This is a genomic window from Planomonospora sp. ID91781, assembly GCF_015711595.1.
Lineage (GTDB): Bacteria > Actinomycetota > Actinomycetes > Streptosporangiales > Streptosporangiaceae > Planomonospora > Planomonospora parontospora.
This window is the reverse complement of sequence record NZ_JABTEY010000001.1, coordinates 3,305,863-3,331,045: the sequence shown is the minus strand read 5'-3', so window position 1 is coordinate 3,331,045 and position 25,183 is coordinate 3,305,863. Positions and strand designations below refer to the sequence as shown.

Here is a 25,183-nt window from a genome sequence, read left to right as displayed (position 1 = left end):
GCATGTCCTCGCCCACGGTCCGCAGCCGACCGGGCGGAGGTCGGATGCGCGGTGAGGGCCCGGTCGCCGACACCGTCCCGCCGGAGATCCCTCCTCGGATGCGTCGACCGCCCATCGACGGGCCGCCGTCGACGGCTCCCGCACCGGAAAGTGAAGTCCCGCCCGACCGGCTACGATTCGTGAGCCGGGGAGGGAGTCGAGGACATGACCGAACGGAGGGTCGCGGGCCGGTACCACCTGCTCGAACCCATCGGTGAAGGCGGGATGGGCGTCGTCTGGCGCGCCCACGACGAGCTTCTCGACCGGGTCGTCGCGGTCAAGGAGGTCCGCTACCGCGGAGTCGACGAGAAGGCGCGGGCCGACCTGAACCAGCGGACCGTCCGGGAGGCCAAGACCGCCGGCCGGCTCGACCACCCGTCCGTGATCATCGTGCACGACGTGGTCGAGGAGGGCGGGCGGCCCTGGATCGTCATGCAGTTGGTGCGCTCGCGCTCGCTGGGCGAGACCGTCCGCGAGCGGGGGCCGCTCCCCCCGGACCGGGTGGCCGCCGTCGGGCTGAGCGTGCTGGGCGCGCTGCGGGCCGCGCACGCCGCCGGCGTGCTGCACCGCGACGTCAAGCCGGAGAACGTCCTGCTGGCCCACGACGGCCGGGTGGTGCTGACCGACTTCGGCATCGCCTCGACCTCCCACGAGCCGGGGATCACCCGGACCGGAGGGATGGTCGGCACCCCCGCCTTCCTGCCGCCCGAGCGGCTGCACGGCCTGCCCGCCACGCCGGAGTCGGACCTGTGGTCGCTCGGCGCCACGCTGTACGCGGCGCTGGAGGGCCGCCCGCCCTTCCACAAGGCCACGCCCGCCGCGACCATGATGGCCGTCCTGGCCGGCGAGCCGCCGCCCCTGACCTGCACCGGCCCCCTGGCTTCGGCCGTCCTGGGGCTGCTGGCCAAGGAACCGGCCGCCCGCATGGGCGCCGACGAGGCCGAGGCCCTGCTCACCCTCGCCGCCGCCGGCCGCACCGTGCCCGACGGCGCGCCCCCGCCTCCGCCGCCCTCCGTGGAGCCGCCCTACCCCGCCTCCCTGGCGGCTCCGCCCGCTCCCGCGCCGCAGGCGCGCCCGCCGCGCGGCGGGCGCCCGTCGCGGTCCGGTGCGGCCGCCGGGCGTCCTTCCGGCTCGGCCCGGCCCACGCGCGCCGAGGCGGCGGCACCGTACGGCACGCCGCCCGCGCCCGCGTACGGCGGCACTCCGCCGGAGGCCGCCCACGGCCATGCGGCGTACGGCGCGGCCCCGGACCCCCGCGGCCGCACGGCGTACGGTTCGCCGCCGGACACCGTGTACGGCACGCCCGCGTCCGCTCACCCGGCCGGTCCGGGGCAGCCGCCGCACCCCGGCGGACCGGCGGTCCACCACGGGCCCGCGCCGTACGGGGACGGACCGGTGCACCCCGGACGCCTGCCGGTCCATCCCGGCGGCCCGGCGGAGCCCGGACACGCCGGGCACCCCGGTGGGCCCGCCTACCGGGCCCAGCCCACGCGTTCCGGCGGACCCGGCCGCCGGGGACGCCGGGGACTCGATGAGGACCTCGTGCCGGTCGCGCGGCCCGCGGCCGGGCGGATCGCGCTCGTGGTGGGCGTGCCGGTGCTCGCGGTGGTCCTCGGCGTGGGCGGCTGGCTGGTGTTCCAGGACGGCCGGGCCCCGGCGGCGGCGACCCGGCCCACGGGCCGCCCCGCGGAGTCCGGCGGGGCCACCGCACCGGCCACCGCACCGGCCACCGCGCCGCCCGACGAGCCGACCGACCGGCCCACGGCGACTCCCACCCCCTCCGCGCGGCTGCCGAAGGGCTGGCGGCTGTACGAGGACCCGGAGATGGGCTTCAGCATCGCGATCCCCAAGCACTGGACCGCCGTCCGCGCCACCGACCGCGACCGGGTGGAGTTCCGGGCTCCGGGAGCGGCGAGCTTCCTGTGGATCGAGTCGACCGACGACCCCGAGCTCGATCCGGTCAGGCACTGGGAGAAGGTCGAGAAGGTCATCAGGAAGATCCGGCCGGGCTACCGGCGGATCGCCATCAGCCCGCTCAACTACCGGGGCATGGCCGCCGCCGACTGGGAGTTCACCTACACCAGCAAGGGCGTGCCGACCCGGGTCGTGGACCGGGGGTTCCGCACCGTGGACGGCACGCCGTACGCGATCTACTGGGAGAGCCCGGAGGCGCGGTGGGACCGGACGTACTTCGACCGGTTCACCGAGACGTTCCAGCCGTGACCCCGGCGGACCCGGTGGTGCCCGCCTCCGCGAATCCGGCCGGCCCCGTTCCGGCGGAACCGGCGGCCTCCGCGGGTCCGGCGGAACCGGTTCCCGGAACGGCCCCCGCGGAGGCGGCGCGCTTCTGGCGGAGCCCGGCGCTGCCCGGGGTGGACCTGCTCAAGGCCCGATACGTCACGCACCGGTTCACCCGGCACGTGCACGAGCAGTACGCGATCGGCGTGATCCTGTCCGGGGTCGAGGAGTTCGACTACCGGGGCGCCCGGCACCGCGCCGGGGCCGGTTCCCTGGTCCTGGTCGATCCGGAGCAGGTGCACGACGGCCACGCGGGCGTGCCGGGCGGCTGGACCTACCGGATGCTCTACCCGTCGGTGGAGGTGATCGCCGCCGTCGCGGCGGAGCTGCTGGCCGGGCGGGGCACGCCGTACTTCCCCGAGGCCGTCGTCCCCGGGGCGCCGGGGACCCCCGGCGCGCACGCCGCCGCCCTGCTGCGCGCCGCCCACCGGGCCGCCGAGCTCGGTGACGACCTGGCCTCCTCCACCCTGGCCCGCACCGCCTTCGGCGCGCTGGTCCGCGACCACGCCGCCCGCCGCCCGCCGCGGCCTCCCCTGCCCGCGGGCGACCGCGCGGTACGGCTGGCCCGGGAGATCCTGCACGAGCGCCTCGTCGACCCACCGACCCTGGAGGACCTGGCCCGGGCTGTGGAGGCGCGGCCGTTCGCGCTGCTCCGGGCCTTCAAGGCGGCCACCGGCCTGCCCCCGCACACATATCTGAACACGCTCCGGGTACGGCGGGCGCGCGCCCTGCTCGACTCCGGCGCATCCGCCGCGCGGGTCGCCGCCGAGGTCGGGTTCACCGACCAGGCCCACCTGAACCGGCACTTCAAACGGATCGTGGGCGTGCCGCCGGGCGCCTACCAGCGTGCAGGAACGTACAAGAACCATCGCTGAGCCGCACATAGCCTCACGTGCATGGAGACAACCACTCGTTCCCCGGCGATCCGGGACGGGCTGGGCGTGGGGATCGCGGTCGGGCTCTCCGGGGTGGCGTTCGGCGCCGCCGCCGTCACCGCCGGGCTGAGCGTGGCCCAGGCGTGCGTGCTGAGCCTGTTCGCCTTCACCGGCGCCTCGCAGTTCGCCCTGGCCGGAGTCGTCGCGGGCGGCGGGAGCCTGGCCGCGGGCGCGGTGGGCGCGCTGCTGCTCGGCGTCCGCAACGGCCTGTACGGCCTGCGCCTGTCCGGCCTGCTCGGCGCCCGCGGCTGGCGCCGTCTCCCGCTGGCCCACGGGGTGATCGACGAGACGACCGCGGTGGCCCTGGCCCAGCCGGACGCGGAGTCGGCCCGGACCGGGTTCCTCGTCACGTTCGGCAGCCTCTACCTGACCTGGAACGCCACCACCCTGCTCGGCGCGCTGGGCACCTCGCGGGTGGCCGACCCGGCGGTGTTCGGGCTGGACGTGGTGGGCCCGGCGACGTTCCTGGCGATCCTCTGGCCCCGGCTGACCGGTTCCGGCCCCGAGGCCCGCGAGCTCCGGATGATCGCGGCGGGCGGCGCGGCCGTCGCTCTGGCCGCCACCCCGTTCACCCCCGCCGGCGTGCCCGTGCTGCTGGCCGCCGCGGCCGTGCTCGCCGTACTGCTGAGGAGGCCGAGATGATCCGTGTCCCCCCGTCCCGCCGTCCCGGCGGAGAGGGTCCCCCGCGGTCCGGTGGCGGGAGGCGCCGATGAGCGTGTGGCAGGCGGTGGCGGCCGTCTGCCTGGGCTGCTACGCGCTGAAGCTGGCCGGGCTCTCGGCGCCGCGCCGGGTGCTCGACCACCCCGGCGTGCAGCGCTTCGCCGCGCTGGTCCCGGTGGCGCTGCTGTCCGCGCTCATCGCGGTGCAGACCTTCACCGCCGGCCGGGCGCTGGACCTCGACTGGCCGCGCACGGCCGGGCTGGGTGCGGCCGTGGTCGCGCTGCTGCTGCGCGCGCCGTTCCTGGTGGTGCTGGTCGCGGCGGCGGCCGTCACGGCCCTCCTCCGCCACGCGGGGCTGTGACCGGCCGGTCCCGGTCACCGCTCCGGTCCGCCTCCCGGCAGGCCGGCGGCCGGGACCGTACGGCGGCTCGGAGGCGGCGGGCGGATCAGCCGGCGGGCAGCGTCATCCGGAAGACCGCGCCCTTCCCGGGGCCGGAGTCCGCCTCGGCGCGGCCGCCGTGGGCGGCGGCCACCGCGGCCACGATCGCCAGCCCGAGCCCGGCCCCGCCCCGGCGTCGATCCCCGCCGCGGGCGTGGTCGGCGCCGCGAGTGTGTTCGACGCGGTAGAAGCGCTCGAAGACGAGCGCCCGCTGCTCCTCGGTCAGTCCCGGACCCTCGTCGGCGACCTCGATGACCGCCTCTCCGCCGTCCCGGCGCACCCGGACGACGGCCGGGGTGCCCGGCGGGGTGTGGGCGAGCACGTTGGCCAGCAGGTTGCCCACCGCCTGGCGGATCCTGGCGGCGTCGCCGGGCACCTCGACCGGCCCGGGATGCTCGGCCCGCAGCGGCCGGTCCGGCTCGATGGCGAGGGTGTCGGCCACCGCGTCGGCCACCAGGGAGGCCAGCTCGACCGGGGCGCGCTCCAGCGGCCGCGCCCGGTCCAGGCGCGCGAGCAGCAGCATCTCGTCCACCAGCGCGCCCATCCGGATCGCCTCCGCCTCGATCCTGCTCATCGCCTTGGCCAGGTCCTCGGGCCGGGAGGCGGCGCCGCGCCGGAACAGCTCGGCGTACCCCCGGATGGTGGCGACGGGCGTGCGCAGTTCGTGGGAGGCGTCCGCGACGAAGCGGCGCAGCCGTTCCTGCGACTCCTCGCGCTCCCGGAACGCCCGTTCGAGCTGCCCGAGCATCGCGTTGAGCGCGTGGCCGAGGCGGCCCACCTCGCTCCCCGCCGGGCCCGTCTCGATCCGGCGGTCGAGGTCGCCCGCGCCGACGTCCGCCGCCGCCTCCACGATCCGGTCCAGCGGGCGCAGGCCCCGTCGGACCAGGTGCGCGGCGAGCAGGGTCAGGCCCGCCAGTGCCACCGCCGACGAGACGGCCAGGACGCGGGCGACGCGCTCGGTCAGCTCGTCGGAGGCGGCGAGCAACGCCTCCGGGGTGTCCAGGGCGAGCAGCCGGGCGCCGTGGTGCCCGCGCCAGTCCTGCAGCGCCCCGAAGACGGCCCCGGCGACCAGGCCGAGGGCCAGGGCGACCAGGCCGGCGACCGTCACGACCAGCCGGGCGCGCAGGGACACGGGCAGCGACACGGGCAGCGACACGGGCAGGGGCACCGCCCGGGACGCGACCGGACGGGAGCGCGGGCCTGCACGCCCGCCGCGGTCGGCACGGCCGGAGCGGTCGGCACGGCCGGAGCGGTCGGCACGGCCGGAGCGGTCGGCACGGCCGGAGCGGTCGGCACGGCCGGAGCGGTCGGCACGGCCGGAGCGGGAGGGCATCAGTCCTCCCGGGGCAGCCGCAGGACGTAGCCCACGCGGGGCACGGTGTGGATGAGGGGCGGCCCGCAGGAGTCGACCTTGCGGCGCAGGTAGCTGATGTACGTCTGCACGACGCCGTCGTTGCCGCCGAAGTCGTACTCCCACACGTGGTCGAGGATCTGCCGCTTGGACACCAGCCGGCCCGCGTTCGCGGTCAGGAAGCGCAGCAGCTTGAACTCGGTGGGGGTGAGGTCGATGCGCCGGTCGTCCCGCCGGACCTCGTAGGCGTCCTCGTCGATGACCAGGCCGGCGAAGGCCAGGCGGCCGGTCTCCGGCCCGGCGCGCCGCGTCCGCCGCAGCACCGCTCGGATCCGGGCGATCAGCTCCTCCAGGCTGAACGGCTTGGTGACGTAGTCGTCCCCGCCCGCGGCCAGCCCGCCGATCTTGTCCTCGGTGGCGTCGCGCGCGGTGAGGAACACCACGGGGACCTCCGACCCGGCCGCCCGGATCCGCCGGCACACCTCGGTGCCGGGCACGTCGGGCAGCATCACGTCCAGCACGACCAGGTCGGGGCGGAAGGACTCCGCCAGCGACACCGCCGCCGCGCCCGTCCCCGCCGTCTCCGTCTCGAACCCCTCGTAGCGCAGGGCGGTCGCCACGAGATCGGCGAGATAGGGCTCATCGTCCACGACCAGTATCCGGCTCACCCCGCCAGTCTCCCCCAACCGGTCTTCGGAAGTCCTGGGAGAACTCTTTGACATCCTCCTCCGCATGAAGGCGGAGGATTCCAACCTGATCCCCGAGGAGGGAACCATGTTGAGGTTCGCGGTTCACCGGCTGGGCAACCCCGAAGCCTCCCCGCGCAGCCACCCCATGTCCTGGGGCAGTCGTGCTGGTGGTGGCTTGGTTATCGCCACCGAGCGAGACGTTACCAGAACGCGGCGCTCGGGGGTCCGGATTCCTCCCCGGTCTGAAGCCCGGAGCCTCCTCCAGAGGATCTGGTGAAACCGGATTCGCAGAGTCCTCCCAGAACGGCCGCACGGCCGTTGAAGATCATCCTGCTGCACTGGGGCCATGGAGAGACTCTCGGCATTCGTCCTGCGGCGCAGGCGGCTGGTGACGCTGCTGGCCGTGTGCGCGTTCCTGGCGGGCCTGGCCGCCACCCCCTTAGCGATCCAGCGCCTGTCCGAGGAGTACGCCCACCCCGGGATGCCCGCCTTCGACGCCAACCAGGAGATCGTCCGCCTCTACGGCAACGGCGGTTACCAGCGGCCGTTCGTCCCGGTCGTGGTCCTGCCCGGCGGCATGCGGGCGGAGGAGCACAGGGAGGTGATCGGCAGGGCGTTCGCGGCCGTCGCGGCGGAACTGCCCGAGGCCCGCGTGGTCTCCTACGCCGACACCGGCGACGCCCGGCTCGTCGGCGCGGACGGCCGCACCACCTTCGGGCTGGTCTTCCCCGGCACGTACTCTGACGGCAGCCCGCCGGGCGGCGGCCTGGGCGAGACGCCCGACGAGAGCCCGGTGATCATCGCGGCCATGGCCCCGGTCCTGCCGGAGGGCAGCACCGTCCACGTCACCGGGCTGGACGCCCTCGCGCCGAGCGCGGACGCCGGCGGCGTGGACGTCCCCGCCAAGATCGGCATCGGTGCGGCCGCCGCCGTGGTCGTGCTGTTCGCCGTCTTCCGCTCCGCCCTGGCGCTCGTGCCGCTGCTGATCTCGGTGCTGGCGGTCTCCGTCTCGTTCGCCGTGATCCTGCTGCTGACGCTGGTGACGACGGTGCACGACGTGGCGCTCACCACCATGCCGCTGCTGGGCCTGGGCATCGCGATCGACTACTCGCTGCTGCTGGTGGCCCGGTGGCGGGAGGAGCAGGCGCGCGGCCACCGCGGCGACGAGGCCGTGCACCGGGCGATGCGCGGCGCCGGGCGCGCGGTGCTGTTCAGCGGCGCGGCGGTCGCGATCGGCCTGGTGACCATGGTCGTCCTGCCGGTGCCGTTCCTGCGCAGCCTCGGGCTGGCCGGGATGGTCATCGCGGCGGTCAGCGTGGCCGTCACGCTGACCGTGCTCCCGGTCCTGCTCGCCCTGGCCGGCCGGCGGCCGGAGCACGGGCCCGCCCGGCCCGGCGACGCCCTCCCGGCGGGTGGATCCGGCACGGCGGGTGGATCCGGCACGGCGGGCACGCCGTACCACCGGGAGGCGCGGGCCGGGCGCGCCTGGTCGGCCTGGGCGCGCGGGGTGGTGCGGCTGCGCGTGCCGGCCGCCCTGGTCTCCGGCGGCCTGCTGGTCGCACTGACCGTGACCGCGTTCGGCGTCGACCTCGGCCTGCCCGAGAGCGCCGACCTGCGCACCTCGGGACCCGGTCACGAGGGGCTGGCCGCGCTCCGGCGGGCCGGCGTCCCCGCCGGTTCCCTCACCCCGTTCGACGTGCTGGTCACCGGCGACCCCACGCGGGCGGTCGAGCGGATCAGGGCCGTCGAGGGCGTCTCCGCCGTGCTCGCCCCCCGGAACCCGTCCTGGCGGCGGGGCGGTACGGCGGTCGTCACCGTGCTCCCGGTCGCGGAAAGCGGGAGCGACGCGGGTCAGGAGACCGTCGCCCGGGTCCGCCGGGCCGTACCGGGGACCGTCCGGGTGGGCGGCGGCGCGGCGCAGAGCATGGACTTCCGGGAGCACGCCTACGGGGCCTTCCCGTGGATGCTCGCCCTGATCGCGCTGGCCACGTTCGTGATGCTGGCCCGGGCGTTCCGCTCCCTGCTGCTGCCGCTCAAGGCGATCGTGCTCAACCTGCTCTCGCTGGGCGCGGTGATCGGCGCGATGGTCCTGCTCTGGCAGTCCGGCTGGGGCACGCGCGAACTGCTCGGCATCCAGCCGACCGGCTCGATCGGCGAGTTCGTCCCGTTGACGATCTTCGCCTTCCTGTACGGCCTCAGCATGGACTACGAGGTGTTCATCCTGGCCAGGATGCGGGAGGAGTACGACAGGTCGGGAGACACCGCCCACGCGGTGGTCGAGGGCGTCGGCAGGACCGGCCGCCTGGTCACCTCGGCCGCGCTGATCCTGTTCGTCTCCTTCGCCGCCCTGGCCATGACGCCCGAGCTGGACGTGAAGGTGTTCGCCAGCGGCCTGGCCCTGGGCGTCCTGCTGGACGCGACCCTCATCCGGGGCGTCCTCGTCCCCGCCGCGGTCGCGATGATGGGTCCCTGGAACTGGTGGCTGCCCGGCTGGGCCGCCCGGCTGCTGCGGGTGGAGCCCTCACCGCTTCGGGCGGATGCGCCGCGCGGCCCGTGAACGGGGCCATGACCTCCTCCGGAGGGGATCCTTCGCATCGGACCACGCGAAACGTCCCGATTACCCCCTTCGATCCGGGGTAGTCCGAGCCCCATGTCCGATTCTCAGGAGCTCATCGCTGACCGGTATCGGCTGCTGGAACACATCGGCCGGGGGGGCATGGGCACGGTCTGGCGCGCCCGGGACGAGGTGCTCGGCCGGAACGTGGCCGTCAAGGAGGTCATCCCCTCGCCCGACCTGACGGGGCCCGAGCGCGAGGTCTTCACCGTCCGCACGCTCCGGGAGGCGCGTGCGGCCGGCCGGATCGGCCACCCGTGCGTCGCGACGGTCTACGACGTGGTCGAGGAGCGGGGCCGTCCCTGGATCGTGATGCAGCTGGTGGACTCCCGCACGCTCGGCGCCGTGATCAGGGAGGACGGGCCGCTGCCGCCCGCCCGGGTGGCGAGGATCGGGCTGGAGGTGCTCGGCGCGCTGGTCGCCGCGCACCGGGTGGGCGTGCTGCACCGCGACGTCAAACCGGACAACGTGCTGCTCGCCGCCGACGGCCGGGCGGTGCTGACCGACTTCGGCATCGCGATGCTGGAGGGCGACTCCTCCGTGACCAGGACCGGGGCGCTCATCGGCACCCCGGCCTTCATCGCGCCGGAGCGGGCGGGCGGCGGCCCCGCCGAGTTCGCCTCCGACCTGTGGTCGCTCGGCGTGACGCTGTACATGGCGGTCGAGGGGCGCTCCCCCTTCCAGCGCGCCCATCCCCTGGCCACGCTCGCGGCGGTCATGCACGAGCCGCCGCCGCCGCTCCGGTACGCCGGGGCGCTGGGACCGGTGATCTCCGGCCTGCTCCGGAAGGACCCGCGGCTGCGCATGTCCGCCCAGGAGGCGTGCGCCTCCCTCCGGGGGATCGTGGACGGGACCGCGCCCGACCCCACCATGCCGATCGACCTGACGGCCCGCGGCCGCGGTCCCGCGACCGGAGAGCCGGAGACCGGTCCCGGCCCGGCGGCCCCCGCCGCGGTTCCGGCGGCACCGCTCGCGGGCTCGGCAGCGTACGCCGGGCCCGCCGCGGAACCCCTGCCGGGGGGGAACGGTCCGGTGGGGGCCGGGCCGGCGGGGACGCCGCCCGCCCCGCCGCAGGCCGGATCGCCCGCCGGGCAGGCACCGCCACCCGCGGCCGCCCCCGCCTCCCGGCGCCGTCCGGTCATGGCCGGGGTCGCCGCGTCCGTGCTCGCGGTCGCCCTGTCCGCCGGGGGGATGGCGTGGGTCACCGCTCAGGGCTCGGCGGGAGGGGCGCACCCGGCGGGTCCGTCGAACCCGACCGTGCAGGCCAGCGTCCCGGCGAAGGGGCGTACCGCGCCGCCCGCCACCGACACGGTGGGGACCGACTCCCGCCCGACCGGGTCCGGCGGTTCGCGGCCCGCGGCCCGCCCGACGGGCGCCCCCGCCCAGGAGCGCGGAGCACCGCGGGAGGAGTCGTCCGGGAAGCCGTCGCAGAAGCCCTCTCAGAAGCCCTCCCGGAAGCCCTCGGGGGACTCCGGGAACGGGCAGGGCACGGCGGAGAAGCCGTCCGAGAAGGGCCGGGACGACGGGAACGGCCGGAACAACGGCGGCGGCAACGGGAACGGCAACGGGCAGGACCGCGGCGCGGACCCGCCCGGCCGGGACGACGGCGAGGGCCGGGAGAACGGCGACGGGCGGGACGGCGGCGCGGACCCGCCCGGCCAGGTCGACCCCGGGAACGGGCCGAACGCCATGAGCGCCAACGCCCCGGGCAAGGCCGTCAAGGCCAGGAAGGCAGGGAAGCCTAGGAGTCGCCGCTGACGACCTTGAGCGAGTGCGCCAGGTCGGCGGGGTACTCCGCGGTGAAACCGACCCACTCGCCCGTCGACGGGTGCTCGAAGCTCAGCGAGACCGCGTGCAGCCACTGGCGGGTCACGCCCAGCCTCGCGGCCAGCGTGGGGTCCGCGCCGTACAGCATGTCGCCGACGCACGGGTGGCGCAGCGCCGACATGTGGACCCGGATCTGGTGCGTCCGGCCGGTCTCCAGCTTGATGCTCAGCAGCGACGCGGCGCGGAAGGCCTCGACCGTGTCGTAGTGCGTGACCGACTCCTTGCCGCCCGCCACGACCGCGAACCGGCCGTCCCCGAAGGGGTGGCGGTCGATCGGCGCGTCGACGGTGCCCCGCAGCGGGTCGAGGTGCCCCTGGACCAGCGCGTGGTAGAGCTTGTCGACGGTGCGCTCCTTGAAGGCCCGCTTCAGGTGGGAGTAGGCGTGCTCGCTCTTGGCCACGACCATCGCGCCGGTGGTGTTGGCGTCCAGGCGGTGCACGATGCCCTGGCGCTCGGCGGCGCCGCTGGTGGCCACCTGGTGCCCGCTGCCCAGCAGGCCGCCGATGACGGTCGGCCCGGTCCAGCCCGTGGTCGGATGGGCGGCCACGCCGACGGGCTTGTTGACGACGATGATGTCGTCGTCCTCGTGGAGGATCGCCATGCCGGGGATGGGCTCGGCGACCGGCATCGGCGCGGCGGGCGGCGGCGGCAGCGTCACGTCCAGCCACTCCCCGCCCTGGACCCGGTCGGACTTGGCGGCGGTGGAGCCGTCCACCAGCACGTCGCCGGAGGCGATCAGCTCCGCCGCACGGGTGCGGGAGAGGCCGAACAGCCGGGACAGGGCCGCGTCGAGGCGCTCGCCCTCCAGGCCGTTGGGGATCGGGAGACTCCGCTGGTCAGCCATTGTCGTTCTGCTCCTTCTGACCGGTGTCGCGCGTTCCGTCGATCTGGTAGCCCCGCCAGGCGAGGAGGACCGCGAGGATGCCGCCGCAGACGATCCCCGCGTCGGCGATGTTCCAGACGGGGAAGTGCCCGGGGAAGGTCTCGATGAAGTCGACGACGTATCCCTGGAACGGGGCCTCCCTGCCGAAGCCCGACGGCCAGCGGAAGACGCGGTCGGTCAGGTTGCCGAGCGCCCCGCCGAGCAGCAGGCCGAGCGTGACCGCCCAGGGCAGGCTGCGCAGGTGCCGCGCGGTGCGCAGGATGGCGATCACCACCGCGGCCGCGACGAACGTGAAGACGATCGTCATGCCGGTCCCGATGCTGAAGGCGGCGCCGGAGTTGAAGATCACCCGGAACTGGAGGAGGTCCGGGACCAGCACGAGCGGATCCCGGCCCTCCAGGGTCTTCAGCACGACCGTCTTGGTGACCAGGTCGAGGAGGTAGACGATCGGTGCGATCGTCGCGAGCACGGCTATGCGCCGCCTTCCGGGAGGGAGGACCGGCCCGTCCGCGCCGGCGGCCCCTTCCGTCTCACCGTCCGCGGTGCCGCCCGCGGCGCCGCCCGTCGTGCCGCCCGCGGCCCCTTCCGTCGTGCCGCCCGCGGCGCCGGTGTCACCGGTGCCGCCGCCGGAGCCGCCCGGGGCGCCGCCCTCGGTCAGCGGCGCTCCTCCCGCTGCTTGCAGGCCACGCACAGCGTCGCCCTCGGAAACGCCTGCAGGCGCTCCTTTCCGATCGGCTGGTGGCACGATTCGCACACTCCGTAGGTCCCCGCGTCGATCCGGGCGATCGCTCGCTCGTTCTGCGCGACCAGGTCGCGCGAATTCAGGGTAAGGGCGATCTCGCGTTCCCGTGCATACGTCCTGGCTCCGGCGTCGGCCTGGTCGTCGCCCGCGCCGTCCGTGACGTCGCTCGACGCGATCTCCGACTCCGCCCGGGCGATCTCCAGGGTCAGCTCCTCGATCTCGGCGGCCAGCCGCCCGCGGACCTCCGCGAGCTCCTCCTCGGTCCACGGCGCGGCAAGGCCGTTCCGGGACGGCGCTACCGCGCTCTCGTCTGCGCGAATGGTCGTGGCCATGTCGGCCTCCTCACTCGGTCGGACCCCTACCGATGCGGTAAGACGGTGCGGGCAGCTTAGGTCGCTCATAACAGAACGGCAAACGACCCGCCGGAGTCTTTGCCCATCCCGTACCATTCCGCCCTTCACCTCTCGATCTCCGGGCTCACCGATATCGGGAGCCGGGGATATCGGGAAGCCTCCGGCGCACCCCGTGCGTTATCGTTTGAGTCCGCAAGGCGTTGACGGGGACGAGTATCTCCGGCCCCCTCGCAGGAGCGACCCGGGGACGGTGCGAGCCCGGGGCGAGGCCCGGAGAGAAGATCACCCCTGAGCCGCCGGAAGAACGGTCCTCCGCGTGCAGCGGATACCCAGTAGACCCGGCCGCGAACCGAAAAGAAGAGGGCCTCCTCACCCGGGAGGTCAAGGAGGGTGGTACCGCGGGGCCGCCAGGTCTCGTCCCTCCGCGCCACTGCCAGCCAGCACCAGCGTGGAGGTTCCGCCCGTCATGTCCGCCCATTTCCGTCCTCTTCCCGCGCAGGTCGACCTGCCCGCGCTCGAACACGAGGTGCTCGACCGCTGGAGGGACGGCAAGGTCTTCGAGCGCTCGGTCGAGCAGAACTCCGGCGGGCCCGCCTGGGTCTTCTACGAGGGCCCGCCCACCGCCAACGGCATGCCCGGCGTCCACCACGTCGAGGCGCGCGTCTTCAAGGACGTCTTCCCCCGCTACAAGTCCATGCGCGGCTACAGCGTGCCCCGCAAGGCCGGCTGGGACTGCCACGGCCTGCCCGTCGAGGTCGGGATCGAGAAGGAACTCGGGCTGACCGGCAAGAAGGACATCGAGGCGTACGGCATCGCGGAGTTCAACGCCAAGTGCCGCGAGTCGGTGCTGCGGCACGTGGACGCCTTCGAAGAGATGACCGAGCGCATGGGCTACTGGATCGACCTGTCGGCGGCCTACCGCACGATGGACCCGGCCTACGTCGAGTCCGTCTGGTGGTCGCTGAAGGTCGTCTTCGACAAGGGCCTGCTCTTCCGCGACTTCCGCATCACGCCGTACTGCCCGCGGTGCGGCACCGGCCTGTCCGACCACGAGCTGGGTCAGCCCGGCGGTTACGAGACCGTCTCCAGCCCGTCGGTCTACGTCCGCATGCCCGCCGTCTCCGGCCCGCTGGCCGAGCTCGGCGCCTCGCTGCTGATCTGGACCACCACGCCGTGGACGCTGGTGTCCAACACGGCGGTCGCCGTGCACCCCGAGGTGACCTACGTCGCGGCCCGCCCCGCCGGCTCCGAGGAGGTGCTGGTCGTCGCCGAGCCGCTGCTGACCGCGGTCCTGGGCGAGGACGCCGAGGTGCTGGCCTCCTTCACCGGCGCGGAGCTGGAGCGCACCTCCTACCGCAGGCCGTTCGACCTGGTCGACATCCCCGGTGCGCACTACGTGGTGCTGGGCGACTACGTCACCACCGAGGACGGCACCGGCCTGGTCCACCAGGCGCCCGCCTTCGGCGCCGACGACATGGCGACCTGCAAGCGGTACGGCCTGCCCGTGGTCAACCCGATCGGCCCCGACGGCCGGTTCGCCGAGAGCGTGCCGCTGGTCGGCGGGCAGTTCTTCAAGCACGCCGACGAGTCCCTGACCGCGGACCTGCGCGACCGGGGGCTGCTGTTCCGGGGCGGCCACTTCGAGCACAGCTACCCGCACTGCTGGCGCTGCCACACCGCGCTGCTCTACTACGCGCTGCCCGCCTGGTACATCCGCACGACCGCGATCAAGGACCAGCTCCTCGCCGAGAACGAGAAGGTCGGCTGGTACCCCGAGACGATCAAGTGGGGCCGCTTCGGCGAGTGGCTGCGCAACAACGTCGACTGGTCGCTGTCGCGGTCCCGCTACTGGGGCACTCCCCTGCCGCTCTGGGTCTGCTCGGCCGACGAGTCCCACATCACCTGCGTCGGCTCGCTGGCCGAGCTCGGCGAGCTGTCCGGCCAGGACGTCTCCGCCCTCGACCCGCACCGCCCCTACGTCGACGACGTCACGCTGCCCTGCCCCTCCTGCGGGGCCGAGGCCCGGCGGGTCCCGGACGTGATCGACGCCTGGTACGACTCGGGCTCGATGCCGTTCGCCCAGTGGGGCGCGCCCTACCAGAACCAGGAGGTCTTCGAGGCGGCCTACCCCGCGCAGTTCATCTGCGAGGCCACCGACCAGACCCGCGGCTGGTTCTACTCGCTGATGGCGGTCGGCACCCTGGTCTTCGGCCGCACCTCCTACGAGAACGTGCTCTGCCTGGGGCTGATCCTCGCCGAGGACGGCCGCAAGATGAGCAAGCACCTGGGCAACGTGCTGGAGCCGATCTCCCTGATGGACCGGCACGGGGCCGACGCCCTGCGCTGGTACATGGCCTGCTCCGGTTCCCCGTGGGCGGCCCGGCGGGTCGGGCACGCCGCCCTGGAGGAGATCGTCCGCAAGGTCCTGCTCACCTACTGGAACACCGTCTCCTTCTTCACCCTCTACGCGGGCGCCGAGTCCTGGAGCCCGGCGGCGCTGTCCGAGGCCCCGGCTCCGGGCGAGCGCCCGCTGATCGACCGGTGGGCGCTGGCCGAGCTGCACCGGACGGTGGCCGAGGTCACCGCGTCGATGGACGAGTTCGACACCGCGCGGGTCGGACGGCGGCTGGCCGAGTTCCTCGACGACCTGTCCAACTGGTACGTGCGGCGCTCCCGCCGCCGGTTCTGGTCGGGCGACGCCTCCGCCTTCGCCACCCTGTACGAGTGCCTGGAGACCGTGACCCGCCTGATGGCGCCGGTGGTGCCGTTCATCACCGACTACGTCTGGGACGTGCTGCGGGAGGAGAGCGCCCCCGCCTCGGTCCACCTGGCCTCCTGGCCCGCCGTGGACTCCGCGCTGCTCGACCCGGCCCTGTCGGAGCAGATGGCGCTGGTCCGCCGCCTGGTGGAACTGGGCCGCTCGGCCCGCGCCTCCAGCGGCGTGAAGACCCGTCAGCCACTGGGCCGGGCCCTGGTCGGCGCCCCCGGCTGGGCCGCGCTCTCGCCCGAGCTGCGCGAGCTGATCGCCGACGAGCTCAACGTGCAGGCCCTGGAGGACATGTCAGGGTTCTCCGCCGACCTGGTCTCCTTCACCGTCAAGCCCAACTTCCGGGCCCTGGGCAAGCGGTTCGGCTCGCAGACCAAGCTCGTCGCCGCGGCCGTGTCCGCCGCGGACGCCGGTGAGCTGGCCCGTACCCTGCGCGCCGGATCGCCCGTCTCGCTGGACGCCGGCGAGCTGGGCACGGTGGAGGTCACGGCCGAGGACGTGATCGTCACCGAGCAGCCGAAGTCCGGCTGGGCGGTGGAGACGGGGGCCGTCGACACCGGCACGGGTGAGACCGTCGCCCTCGACCTGGCCATCACCGACGAACTGCGCCGGGCCGGTCTGATCCGCGACGTCGTCCGGCTGGTCCAGGACGCCCGCAAGTCCTCGGGACTGTCCATCACCGACCGGATCGACCTGTGGTGGTCCGCCGCCGACGCCGAACTGGCGGAGGCGCTGCGGGCCCAGGGCCGTACGGTGGCCGACGAGGTCCTCGCCCTCTCCCTCACCGAGGGTCTCACCGAGGAGGGGCTCCCGGTCCACGAGGACACCGACCTCGGGCTCTCCTTCCAACTCCGCCGCACCACCACGGCCTGACCGGGGCCGGACCGCGGTCCGGCCTCACCTCGGCGGGCCGGTCGGATCCGGTCAGTCCGCCGGGCGGTGGAAGACGACCGGGCGGTGGAAGGCGAAGGGCTCCGGGGATGTCTCCCCGGAGCCCTTTCCGCATGCGCTTCATCTCCGCCTTCCGCAGGCGTGCGGGTCAGCCGCGGTCCGGCACGTCCCCCTGGCAGACGGCGCAGCCGCTCAGGCCCGCCTCCTCGGCCTCGGCCCTGGACATGGTCTCTATGCCGTCGTCGTCGACTCCCCTGACGAGCGGGCAGGCCACGCCGTGGAAGCGGCGGGTGCCCGAAATGACCTTGACCGTGCCGGAACCGGCGGCACCGGCCTTCACGGCGGGGATTCCGTGGGGCGAGGTGTCGTCGTCCCGGCTGTCGTCGTCCCGGGTGACGTCCGGGACGGCGCTCTCCTCCGGAGCGGGCGGCACCGGCTCCCCCGGCCCGGCCGAGGTGGAGCCAGCCGGCACCGGCCGCCCGGCGCGCCCGGGCTGCTCGGTCCCGGCCGGCTCCACCGGCTCGGCGGGCTCCGCGAGGGGTCCGGACCCGGCCGGAGCGGGCTCCGTCTCGGGCCGCCCGTCGGTCTCCGACCCTGATCCAGTGGTCCCCGGTCCGTTGGTCTCGAGTCCGCCGTTCTCCGGTCCGGTGCTCTCGCCCGCAGGCCCGGTCCCGGCAGGCCGCCCGGGTTCAGCGGATCCGGCCGAAGCGGGCTCCGCCCGCTCGATGGGTTCCGCGGGTTCCGATCGTACGGCGGACCCCGCAGCGGGCTCCGGTCCGGCCGGAGAGGGCTCCGCGGTGGTCTCCTCCACCGGCTCCACCGGCTCGGCGGACTCCGCGAGGGGTCCGGATCCCGCCAGAGGGGGCTTCGCCTCCACCCGCTCGCCGGACTCCGGCGCGTCCTGCTCGGCCGCTCCCCGCGTCGGGGCGTCCTGCTCGGCCGCCGTCCGTCTCCCGGACGTCTCTCCTCCGGGCGTCGGCTCCGGAGTCTCCTGCTCCGGCGCGCCCTGCTCGGCCGCTCCCCGTGCGGGGGCGTCCTGCTCCCCGGGCTCGGACGGCCGGGTGTCCGTCACGGGCTCCGGCCTGGAGGCCGGCGGGGAGGCGGGATCCCGGCTGAACCAGCTGGTGGCCGAGGAGTCCTCCCCCGCCGGGGCGGGCGACGGCATCTGGAGGGGGAACGAGGGGGCGGCGAAGGGGGCCGCGGCCTTCTCGGAACGGGGTGCGGAAGCCGGCTGCTCACGGGACTCCCGGAGCGGGGCCTCCGGCTCCCCGGGCGGTGTGCGGGGCCGGTCGGCCTGGTTCCCCGAAGTTCCGGCGGGGCGGTACGGAGGGGTGAACCGTACGGTCTCACCGCTGTCCGGGCCGGTCGTGCCGGAGGGACCGGACTCCCGGAGGGCCTGAGTCGGCCGGGAGGCCTGGGACGGCGGGGCCGGGGCCGGGGCGGCCTCATGCCCCTCGGGGGCGTCCTGCGGCGCGATTCCGCCGCTGAGCTCGGAGAGGCAGGTGGTGCAGGGCGTGAAGCCCTCCTCCCGAGCCTCCTCGTGAGTGAGTTCCTCGTGTTCCCTGCCGGCCAGCTGACGGCACCCGGCGACGTGGTAGCGCCTGCGTCCGGGGATCACCAGCACGATCGCCTCGGCGTCCGGCACTCCCTGCCGCGCGGAGGCCGATCCGGCCGCCGGAACGGGCCGGGGCCGGGTCGCGGCGGCGACCGTCTGCCGCGCGCCCTGCGGCGCCGCCTCGGGCGGGCCGGCGGGCACCCCGGGCACGGGCTGCCGATGAGACGTCATCGGGGGCACGGGCATCGGACCGGCCGGAGCCGGTCCCTTGAAGGGGGACGGCGGAGCCACCCCGGCGCGTCCACCGCCGGGGAAGAGCTCATGGCGTCGCAGCAACGCCCCGATCACCAGGAAGACCGCGGACAGCACACTGACCGCGATCGACCACATGACCAGAAAGGGCTTGGCGATCACGACCCCTGCGATGAGCAGGACGACGGCCGTCAACACCAGGCCAGCGCTGATAAGGATCACGAAGGGACTCCCGGTTACGGGTCAGAGGGAATGACCCGACACCTTAGCGGCGGTCGTTGTGCGGGCCGTCGGCGCCCTGGAAGGCTCCGGAGTGCTGCGACGGCTCACCGCCGAAGGCCCCGGGACCGCTCTGGAGGGGCTGCTGCCCGCCCTGGGCCGCGGCGTGGGACATGACCGGCGGACCGCCCACGGGACCGCCCACGATCGGGAAGCCCCCGCTGCCCTCGGCGGCGACGTTGAGCTCCGCGAGCTGGTTCTCCAGATAGAGCTTGAGGCGGCTGCGGTACTCGCGCTCGAAGCTGCGCAGCTCCTCGACCTTGCGCTCGAGCTCGTCGCGGGTCTGCACCAGCGAGCCCATGGCCTGCCGGTGGCGCTCCTGCGCGTCGCGCTCCAGCGTCTCGGCGCGCGCCCGGGCGTCACCGATGACCTGCTCCGCCTGGCGACGGGCCTTGCCGAGGATGTCGTCGGCCTCGCGCCGCGCCCGGGTCACCGTCTCGTCCGCCTCCCGGCGGGCGTCGGCGATCGCCTGGTCGGCGGTCTGCTGGGCCAGGGCGAGCACGCGCGCGGCGGTGTCCATGTTGTCCTCGGCCGGGGGCATGCCCATGCCGACGGGGACCGGCTGCTGCTGCACCGGCTCGGGAGCCCGCATCGGCTCCGGTTGCGGCGGCATCATCATCTCGGGCTTGGGCTCGGCGACGGGGGCCGGCGCCATGGCCATGCCCATCCCGCCGGGCACCTTGCCCCGCATGCACTCCGACAGCTTGGCGCGGAGCTCCTCGTTCTCCTGGATGAGGCGGTCCAGCTCGGACTCCACCTCGTCGAGGAAGGCGTCTACCTCTTCCTCGTCGTAACCCGGCCTGAGCCGGGTCGTACTGAACTGCTTGTTCCGCACATCTGCGGGTGTCAGCGGCATTTCGGTCTCCTTGGCGCGCTTGGAGTCTGTCCGGAGGGACGGTACCCGATCAACGAAGCGCGGACACGAGTTGGATCAAGACCCAGACCACAATGAACAGGACTGTGAAGCTTAGGTCAAAGGCCACCGTACCCAACCGGAGTGGCGGAATGAAACGGCGGAGGAACTTGAGAGGTGGGTCGGTGACCGTGTATATGGCCTCCGCCAGGACCAGGACCACCCCCGTGGGGCGCCACTGGCGGGCGAACGCCTGGACCGTCTCAAAGATCATTCTGCCGATCAGCAGGAGGAGGTAGATCCACAGGACGACGACCACGATGTCGCTAACGATCCCCACGGCGTTGTCCTGCCTCCGTCCTGGTCCACGACCCCCGGAAGGACGGGGTGGGCTTCGACTCGGTGTGCATAGTGGAACTCTAGCTCTGGTTGAAGAACCCGCGCTCCGCGATTCGGGCCTTGTCCTCGGCGGTCACCTCGACATTGACTGGGGACAACAGGAACACCTTGTTGGTAACACGTTCGATGCTTCCGTGTAGGCCAAAGACGAGACCTGCCGCGAAATCGACGAGCCGCTTCGCGTCGCTGTCAACCATTTCCGTCAGGTTCATGATGACCGGCGTGCCCTCACGGAAGTGCTCACCGATGGTCCTGGCCTCGTTGTAGGTACGGGGGTGGAGCGTGGTGATGCGCGCCAGATCGGTCGTACGGCGCTCCAGGACGGCCGTCGTGGGCCTCGGGGCCGGCACACCGGCCTCCGTCTCGTCCTGGGGGTCTCCGGGCGCGCCGGGGCGCTCGTCACCGGTCCGCCGCGACTCGTCGAACTCGTCGTACTCGTCGTCGGGGTAGACGTCGTACCTCTCGTAGCGGTCGTCCTCCACAAGACCGAGGTAGACCGCCATCTTGCGCATCGCGCCGGCCATCGCTCTTCTTCCTCCGTCTTACTTCGATTGACTCGGGGTGGAGCCATCCCCCCTTGACGCTCACCGCCGATCGACCACTCACCGGATACGTGGGCGCCAAGGCCCACTTGGAGGGACATTACCTGACGAAGGGCTTCCGGCGACCGAGCAACGCCGTACCGACACGCAGGTGTGTCGCACCGTTCGCCACGGCCTCGGACAGGTCGCCGCTCATGCCCGCGGAGACGACGTCCGCTCCCGGGTGTGCCTCCCGTACGGCCCGCGCGATCTCCCGGAGCCCGGCGAACGCCCGGCCGGGCTCCTCCCCCAGCGGGGCCACCGCCATCACCCCGCCCAGCCGGAGCCCCTCCGTGGCGGCCACGGCGTCGGCCAGGGCGGGCACGTCCCCCGGCCGGGCGCCGCCCCGGGCCGGATCGTCGTCCAGCGCGACCTGGACCAGACAGGTGACCTCCCGGCCCGCCCTGACCGCCTCGCCGCCGAGCGCGGAGACCAGGCGGAGCCGGTCCACCGAGTGCACGACGTCGGCGTAGCGGACCACGGAGCGGACCTTGTTGGTCTGCAGCTGGCCGATGAAGTGCCAGGCGAGTCCGAGGTCCGCGCATTCGCGCGCCTTGGCCGAGGCCTCCTGGTCGCGGTTCTCCCCGACGTCGCGCACGCCCAGCTCGGCCAGGAGCCGCACGTCCGAGGCCGGGTAGGTCTTGGTCACCGCGACGAGGGTCACTTCCTCACGGGTGCGTCCGGCCGCCCGGCAGGCCTCCGCGATCCGCTCCTCGACCTCGGCCAGACCGGCCGCGATCTCTTCCCGCCGTGTTCTGTTTGTCACGTTCCCGCCGCTCGAATTCCGACAAACTGGTGGAATCCATTCTGACGGTCCCCGCGGGGCGGGCCGTCACCCGCCCTCGGGTGATGAATGTCACTTCAGGAAGTCGGGCACGTCCAGCTCCTCCTCCTGCTCCTCGAAGACCACCGGCCGCCGACGGGCGGGATCGGGGACCTTCGCGGAGATCGGAGTCGGCTGCGCCGGCTCGGGCGTGGGCCGCGGGATCGACAGCGGCGGCGGCTCCTCCGCCCGCACCGGTTCGGGCTGCGCGACCGGCTGCGGCGCGGACTGGACCGGCTGCGGCGCGGGCGCCGGGGTCTCCGCCACGGTCGGGGCGGGCAGCGGCGGCGCCGAGACCGGGCGTACCGGCGGAGGAGGAGGCGTCTGCACCGCCCGGGGCTCCGGACGGGGCTCCGGCCTGGGTTCCGGCCGCTGCTCACTCCTGGCGGGCGGGGGCGCCGCCGGCCGGAGCGGTGTGCTCGCCGGAGGAGCGGCGGCCTGGCGGGCCGGCTGCGGACGGGCGGCCGGCTGCGGGGCCGCGGCCTTGTCCCCCGCGATGGGCTCGTCGAAGCCCGCGGCGATCACCGTGACCCGCACCTCGTCACCGAGCGCGTCGTCGATGACCGTACCGAAGATGATGTTGGCGTCCGGGGCCGCGGCGTTCGAGACGAGCTGCGCCGCCTCGTTGATCTCGAAGAGGCCCAGGTCGGAACCGCCCGCGATCGAGAGCAGCACGCCGTGCGCGCCGTCGATGCTGGCCTCCAGCAGGGGGCTGGAGACGGCCATCTCCGCCGCGGCGACCGACCGGTCGTCGCCGCGCGCGTGGCCGATCCCCATCAGGGCCGAGCCCGCACCCGACATGACCGACTTCACATCGGCGAAGTCCAGGTTGATCAGACCCGGTGTGGTGATGAGGTCGGTGATGCCCTGGACACCCGAGAGCAGCACCTGGTCGGCCGCCTTGAAGGCGTCCAGCACGCTCACCTGGCGGTCGGAGATCGACAGCAGCCGGTCGTTCGGGATCACGATGAGGGTGTCGACCTCCTCGCGCAGCGTCTCGATGCCCGCCTCGGCCTGCATCGCCCTGCGACGGCCCTCGAAGCTGAAGGGACGGGTCACCACGCCGATGGTGAGCGCTCCCAGGGAGCGCGCGATGTTCGCGACCACCGGGGCGCCTCCGGTGCCCGTGCCACCGCCCTCTCCCGCGGTGACGAACACCATGTCGGCGCCCTTGATGACCTCCTCGATCTCCTCGCGGTGGTCCTCGGCCGCCTTGCGCCCGACTTCGGGGTTGGCCCCCGCGCCGAGGCCCCGGGTGAGCTCCCGCCCGACATCCAGCTTGACGTCGGCGTCACTCATGAGCAGCGCCTGGGCGTCGGTGTTGATGGCGATGAACTCGACGCCCTTGAGTCCCTCCTCGATCATCCGGTTGACGGCGTTGACTCCGCCTCCGCCGATTCCTACAACCTTGATGACCGCGAGGTAGTTCTGCGGTGCTGCCACGACGAGGGGCCTTTCCGCTCGTTGACTTGCAATTTCATGCGGCACGGGGCCCGTGCCGTCGTTTCTTTAACTCTCACCCTCAAGTTGAGATTTAGGTTTATGTCAACCTGAGGATTGATACGGACAGTAGGAGCTACGCTCCAGGTGGGTCAACTAACCGCGCCGCAAGCGTGCCCGGCGTGTCGCGGCCTGTCCTTTTCGTGAGACGCCTCAGGAGGCGCCCCGGAGCACGCGGGCGGACGACCGCGCCCGACCCCGTCGATCCCGTCAATCCACCGTCACGACGTCCGGCGAGCTCACATCATAGGTGTCCGCCGGCCTCTGCAGCAGGGTGACCAGGATCCTCGCCTTGTCGGCGGGACGGTCGCGGCCGCCCCACACCACCGTCCGGCCGTCCTTGAGCCGCAGCGTCACGGTCTCGGCCGACGGGGCGTGCACCTCCGCCACCCGCAGAGCCAGTTCCTCCGGCAGCGCGCCGATCACCGCCAGTGCGGCCGCGGTCGCCGGGTCGCCCGGCCCCGGGCGGTCCAGGCGCAGCACCGGCAGGGCCGGCGGCGCCGTCTCCCGCACCTCGACGACCACACCGTGGCGGTCCATCAGCGCCGACTTACCGCCCACCGGCACCGCCGCCAACGGCTCGCGCTCGACGACCTCGATCACCAGGGTCCCGGGCCAGTTGCGGCTGACCTCGGCCGACTCGATCCGCCGGATCCCCCGGATCCGGCCCTCCACCGCCGCGACGTCCACGGTGGCCAGCGGAGTGCCGTCGGCGACCCCGGCCGCCCCCCGGATCTGCGCGGCGGAGACGTCGAAGTTGCCCGTCACCCGGACGTCGCGCACCCCCAGCACCGGGGAGAGGAACACCAGCCAGACCGCGCTGCCCACCACTCCGGCGGTGAGCAGCGCCAGGAAGGCGGTCCGCCAGGCTCTGTTCGCAGGGTCCGCGGCGACGCTGCGCGCCGCGCTCACCGGGCGGCCAGCTCCGCGACGATCCGGGGGCCCAGCTCCGTCACATCGCCCGCGCCCATGGTGAGGACGATGTCGCCGGGCCTGGCGCGGTCCGCCACCAGGGCGGGCACGGCCTCGCGCAGGGGCGCGTACTCGACCTGTCCGGGCGGGAGCGGCACCTTCTCCGCCACCAGCGCCCCCGACACCCCGGGCTCGGGATCCTCGCGGGCTCCGTAGACGTCCAGGACGACGGCCTCGTCGGCCAGGCCCAGGGCCGCGCCGAACTCGTCGGCGAAGAACCGGGTACGCGAGTACAGGTGCGGCTGGAAGACCGCGATGACCCGGCCGGATCCGGAGAAGGAGGTCACCACGTCCCGGGCGGCGCGCAGGTCGGCGGCCAGCTCGGTCGGGTGGTGGGCGTAGCTGTCGAAGACCGCCACCCCTCCGGCCTCGCCCTTGGCCTCGAAGCGCCGCTTGGCCCCGGTGAAGGCGGCCAGACCGTCGCGGATGGCCGCGAACGGGACGCCCAGCTCCGCGGCCACCGCGATGACGGCCGCCGCGTTGAGCGCGTTGTGCCGGCCGGGGACGGCCAGCCGTACCCCGCCGTGGCCGTGGATCGCGAAGGAGACGCCCATGCCGTCGGGGGTGATCTCGCCGACCCTGAAGTCGGCCTCCTCGGCCTCGCCGTACGTGACCACCCGCAGACCGCGTGCGCGGGCGATCGGCACCAGCGCCGCCGAGCCCGGGTCGTCGGCGCAGACCACCAGGGTCCGGCCGACCCGCTCGACGAACCTGGCGAAGCTGTCGTAGACGGCCCGGGGGTCGCCGTAGTTGTCCAGGTGGTCCGGCTCGACGTTGGTCACCACGGCGATGTCCGGGGCCAGCATGAGGAAGGAGCCGTCGCTCTCGTCCGCCTCGGCGACGAACACCTCCCCCGCACCCTCGTCGGCGCCCAGGCCGGTGGTGACCAGCTGCCCGCCGACGCAGTAGGACGGGTCGACCCCGCACTTCTGCAGCGCCACCGTGAGCATCGAGGTGGTGGTCGTCTTGCCGTGCGTGCCCGCGACGGCCACCGCGTTCCGGCCCGCCATGACCGAGGCGAGCGCCGCAGCCCTGGGGATCACCCTCAGCCCCTGCCGGAGCGCCTCGCCCAGCTCGGGGTTGGAGTCGCGGATCGCGGTGGAGACCACCACGGTGTCCACGTTCTTTATGTGCGAGGCGGCGTGGCCGATGTGGATCACACCGCCCAGCTCCCGCAGGGCGGTCACCATGTCGGACCCGCGCGCGTCGCTGCCGGAGACCGCGACGCCCCTCTTGAGCAGGATGCGGGCGATGCCGGACATGCCGGCACCGCCGATCCCGATGAAGTGGACCCGTCCCAGTTCTTCCGCCGCGACCGGCTCCACCAACTTGACCAGACTCACCGGTCGCTCACCACTCCTCGTTGACCGTACGGGCGGTCCCGGTCGCCGACCGGCCGCTCCGCTCACCGCGCCGGGTCCGCTCCCCGGTCATCGGTCGTTCCACCGCTGTCCGCCCGCCGTCCGGGCGCCCGTCGTATC

The 25,183-nt window shown here is 74.0% G+C and carries 20 protein-coding genes; 7 read left to right on the top strand and 13 right to left on the bottom strand.

Going from position 1 to position 25,183, the window contains the following annotated elements; genetic code table 11:
* Positions 1 to 204 precede the first annotated feature (204 nt).
* From HS048_RS15145 to HS048_RS15130, 4 genes are all read left to right on the top strand, one after another.
* Positions 205 to 2,262: a serine/threonine-protein kinase gene (locus tag HS048_RS15145; protein WP_196467266.1), complete on the top strand. Its 2,058-nt coding sequence runs from the start codon at positions 205 to 207 to the stop codon at positions 2,260 to 2,262.
* Positions 2,259 to 3,212 (top strand): AraC family ligand binding domain-containing protein, encoded by a 954-nt coding sequence (locus tag HS048_RS15140; protein ID WP_307832483.1) that lies wholly within the window; start codon positions 2,259 to 2,261, stop codon positions 3,210 to 3,212. Before HS048_RS15145 ends, HS048_RS15140 begins: the two co-directional genes overlap by 4 nt.
* Before the next feature lie 21 nt (positions 3,213 to 3,233).
* Positions 3,234 to 3,914 carry an AzlC family ABC transporter permease gene (locus HS048_RS15135; protein ID WP_068894140.1) on the top strand — a complete coding sequence of 227 codons (681 nt, stop codon included), beginning with the start codon at positions 3,234 to 3,236 and terminating at the stop codon, positions 3,912 to 3,914.
* A 67-nt stretch (positions 3,915 to 3,981) separates the two neighbouring features.
* Positions 3,982 to 4,293, top strand: coding sequence for an AzlD domain-containing protein (locus tag HS048_RS15130; RefSeq protein WP_068894141.1), 312 nt, complete (start codon positions 3,982 to 3,984; stop codon positions 4,291 to 4,293).
* Positions 4,294 to 4,378: 85 nt separating this feature from the next.
* On the opposite strand, the gene HS048_RS15125 is transcribed toward HS048_RS15130, so the two are convergent.
* Together HS048_RS15125 and HS048_RS15120 are read right to left on the bottom strand one after the other, a co-directional pair.
* Entirely contained in the window at positions 4,379 to 5,539 is a 1,161-nt protein-coding gene (locus tag HS048_RS15125) for a cell wall metabolism sensor histidine kinase WalK (RefSeq protein WP_196467265.1), read from the bottom strand.
* Between the two features lie 164 nt (positions 5,540 to 5,703).
* Entirely contained in the window at positions 5,704 to 6,444 is a 741-nt protein-coding gene (locus HS048_RS15120) for a response regulator transcription factor (RefSeq protein WP_196467264.1), read from the bottom strand.
* Between the two features lie 313 nt (positions 6,445 to 6,757).
* Between HS048_RS15120 and HS048_RS15115 the strand changes: the two genes are divergently transcribed.
* Both HS048_RS15115 and HS048_RS15110 read left to right on the top strand, forming a co-directional pair.
* On the top strand, positions 6,758 to 8,968 hold the full coding sequence (locus HS048_RS15115; RefSeq protein WP_196467263.1) for an MMPL family transporter: 2,211 nt from the start codon (positions 6,758 to 6,760) through the stop codon (positions 8,966 to 8,968).
* Positions 8,969 to 9,061: 93 nt separating this feature from the next.
* Positions 9,062 to 10,783 (top strand): serine/threonine protein kinase, encoded by a 1,722-nt coding sequence (locus HS048_RS15110; RefSeq protein ID WP_196467262.1) that lies wholly within the window; start codon positions 9,062 to 9,064, stop codon positions 10,781 to 10,783.
* On the opposite strand, the gene HS048_RS15105 is transcribed toward HS048_RS15110, so the two are convergent.
* From HS048_RS15105 to HS048_RS15095, 3 genes are read right to left on the bottom strand one after another with little or no spacing between them, the layout of a single operon-like run.
* Entirely contained in the window at positions 10,767 to 11,696 is a 930-nt protein-coding gene (locus HS048_RS15105) for an RluA family pseudouridine synthase (protein ID WP_068894146.1), read from the bottom strand. The genes HS048_RS15110 and HS048_RS15105 overlap by 17 nt on opposite strands.
* Entirely contained in the window at positions 11,689 to 12,426 is a 738-nt protein-coding gene (locus tag HS048_RS15100) for a signal peptidase II (protein ID WP_307832482.1), read from the bottom strand. Before HS048_RS15100 ends, HS048_RS15105 begins: the two co-directional genes overlap by 8 nt.
* A complete protein-coding gene (locus tag HS048_RS15095; RefSeq protein WP_068894446.1) occupies positions 12,390 to 12,797 on the bottom strand; it encodes a TraR/DksA C4-type zinc finger protein in 408 nt (135 codons plus the stop codon). The genes HS048_RS15100 and HS048_RS15095 overlap by 37 nt, the downstream gene beginning before the upstream one ends.
* A 499-nt stretch (positions 12,798 to 13,296) precedes the next feature.
* Between HS048_RS15095 and ileS the strand changes: the two genes are divergently transcribed.
* A complete protein-coding gene (gene ileS / locus HS048_RS15090; protein ID WP_196467261.1) occupies positions 13,297 to 16,470 on the top strand; it encodes an isoleucine--tRNA ligase in 3,174 nt (1,057 codons plus the stop codon).
* 166 nt (positions 16,471 to 16,636) lie between these two features.
* Here ileS and HS048_RS15085 read toward each other — a convergent pair whose 3' ends face one another.
* From HS048_RS15085 to murC, 8 genes are all read right to left on the bottom strand, one after another.
* Positions 16,637 to 18,517 (bottom strand): hypothetical protein, encoded by a 1,881-nt coding sequence (locus HS048_RS15085; protein WP_196467260.1) that lies wholly within the window; start codon positions 18,515 to 18,517, stop codon positions 16,637 to 16,639.
* A 43-nt stretch (positions 18,518 to 18,560) separates the two neighbouring features.
* On the bottom strand, positions 18,561 to 19,430 hold the full coding sequence (locus tag HS048_RS15080; protein ID WP_068894149.1) for a DivIVA domain-containing protein: 870 nt from the start codon (positions 19,428 to 19,430) through the stop codon (positions 18,561 to 18,563).
* A gap of 49 nt (positions 19,431 to 19,479) precedes the next feature.
* Complete coding sequence (locus HS048_RS15075) at positions 19,480 to 19,767, bottom strand: YggT family protein (RefSeq protein WP_068894150.1); 288 nt, start codon at positions 19,765 to 19,767, stop codon at positions 19,480 to 19,482.
* Between the two features lie 79 nt (positions 19,768 to 19,846).
* Positions 19,847 to 20,350, bottom strand: a complete 504-nt coding sequence (locus HS048_RS15070; RefSeq protein WP_068894151.1) for a cell division protein SepF — start codon at positions 20,348 to 20,350, stop codon at positions 19,847 to 19,849.
* 118 nt (positions 20,351 to 20,468) lie between these two features.
* The gene (locus HS048_RS15065; protein WP_196467259.1) at positions 20,469 to 21,173 is read right to left on the bottom strand and encodes a YggS family pyridoxal phosphate-dependent enzyme; all 705 of its coding nucleotides are present in this window, start codon (positions 21,171 to 21,173) and stop codon (positions 20,469 to 20,471) included.
* A 90-nt stretch (positions 21,174 to 21,263) separates the two neighbouring features.
* A complete protein-coding gene (gene ftsZ / locus HS048_RS15060) occupies positions 21,264 to 22,673 on the bottom strand; it encodes a cell division protein FtsZ (RefSeq protein ID WP_068894153.1) in 1,410 nt (469 codons plus the stop codon).
* Positions 22,674 to 22,940: 267 nt separating this feature from the next.
* Entirely contained in the window at positions 22,941 to 23,642 is a 702-nt protein-coding gene (locus tag HS048_RS15055) for a cell division protein FtsQ/DivIB (RefSeq protein WP_068894154.1), read from the bottom strand.
* Entirely contained in the window at positions 23,639 to 25,045 is a 1,407-nt protein-coding gene (gene murC, locus HS048_RS15050) for a UDP-N-acetylmuramate--L-alanine ligase (RefSeq protein ID WP_068894155.1), read from the bottom strand. Before murC ends, HS048_RS15055 begins: the two co-directional genes overlap by 4 nt.
* Between the last annotated feature and the right edge of the window lie 138 nt (positions 25,046 to 25,183).

Excerpts from the sequence above, each read along its gene's own strand:
- HS048_RS15145 (WP_196467266.1), top strand. The coding sequence starts at position 205 with ATGACCGAACGGAGGGTCGCGGGCCGGTACCACCTGCTCGAACCCATC.
- HS048_RS15135 (WP_068894140.1), top strand. The coding sequence starts at position 3,234 with ATGGAGACAACCACTCGTTCCCCGGCGATCCGGGACGGGCTGGGCGTG.
- HS048_RS15130 (WP_068894141.1), top strand. The coding sequence starts at position 3,982 with ATGAGCGTGTGGCAGGCGGTGGCGGCCGTCTGCCTGGGCTGCTACGCG.
- HS048_RS15120 (WP_196467264.1), bottom strand. The coding sequence starts at position 6,444 with ATGTCAAAGAGTTCTCCCAGGACTTCCGAAGACCGGTTGGGGGAGACT.
- HS048_RS15115 (WP_196467263.1), top strand. The coding sequence starts at position 6,758 with ATGGAGAGACTCTCGGCATTCGTCCTGCGGCGCAGGCGGCTGGTGACG.
- HS048_RS15110 (WP_196467262.1), top strand. The coding sequence starts at position 9,062 with ATGTCCGATTCTCAGGAGCTCATCGCTGACCGGTATCGGCTGCTGGAA.
- HS048_RS15105 (WP_068894146.1), bottom strand. The coding sequence starts at position 11,696 with ATGGCTGACCAGCGGAGTCTCCCGATCCCCAACGGCCTGGAGGGCGAG.
- ileS (WP_196467261.1), top strand. The coding sequence starts at position 13,297 with ATGTCCGCCCATTTCCGTCCTCTTCCCGCGCAGGTCGACCTGCCCGCG.
- HS048_RS15080 (WP_068894149.1), bottom strand. The coding sequence starts at position 19,430 with ATGCCGCTGACACCCGCAGATGTGCGGAACAAGCAGTTCAGTACGACC.
- HS048_RS15070 (WP_068894151.1), bottom strand. The coding sequence starts at position 20,350 with ATGGCCGGCGCGATGCGCAAGATGGCGGTCTACCTCGGTCTTGTGGAG.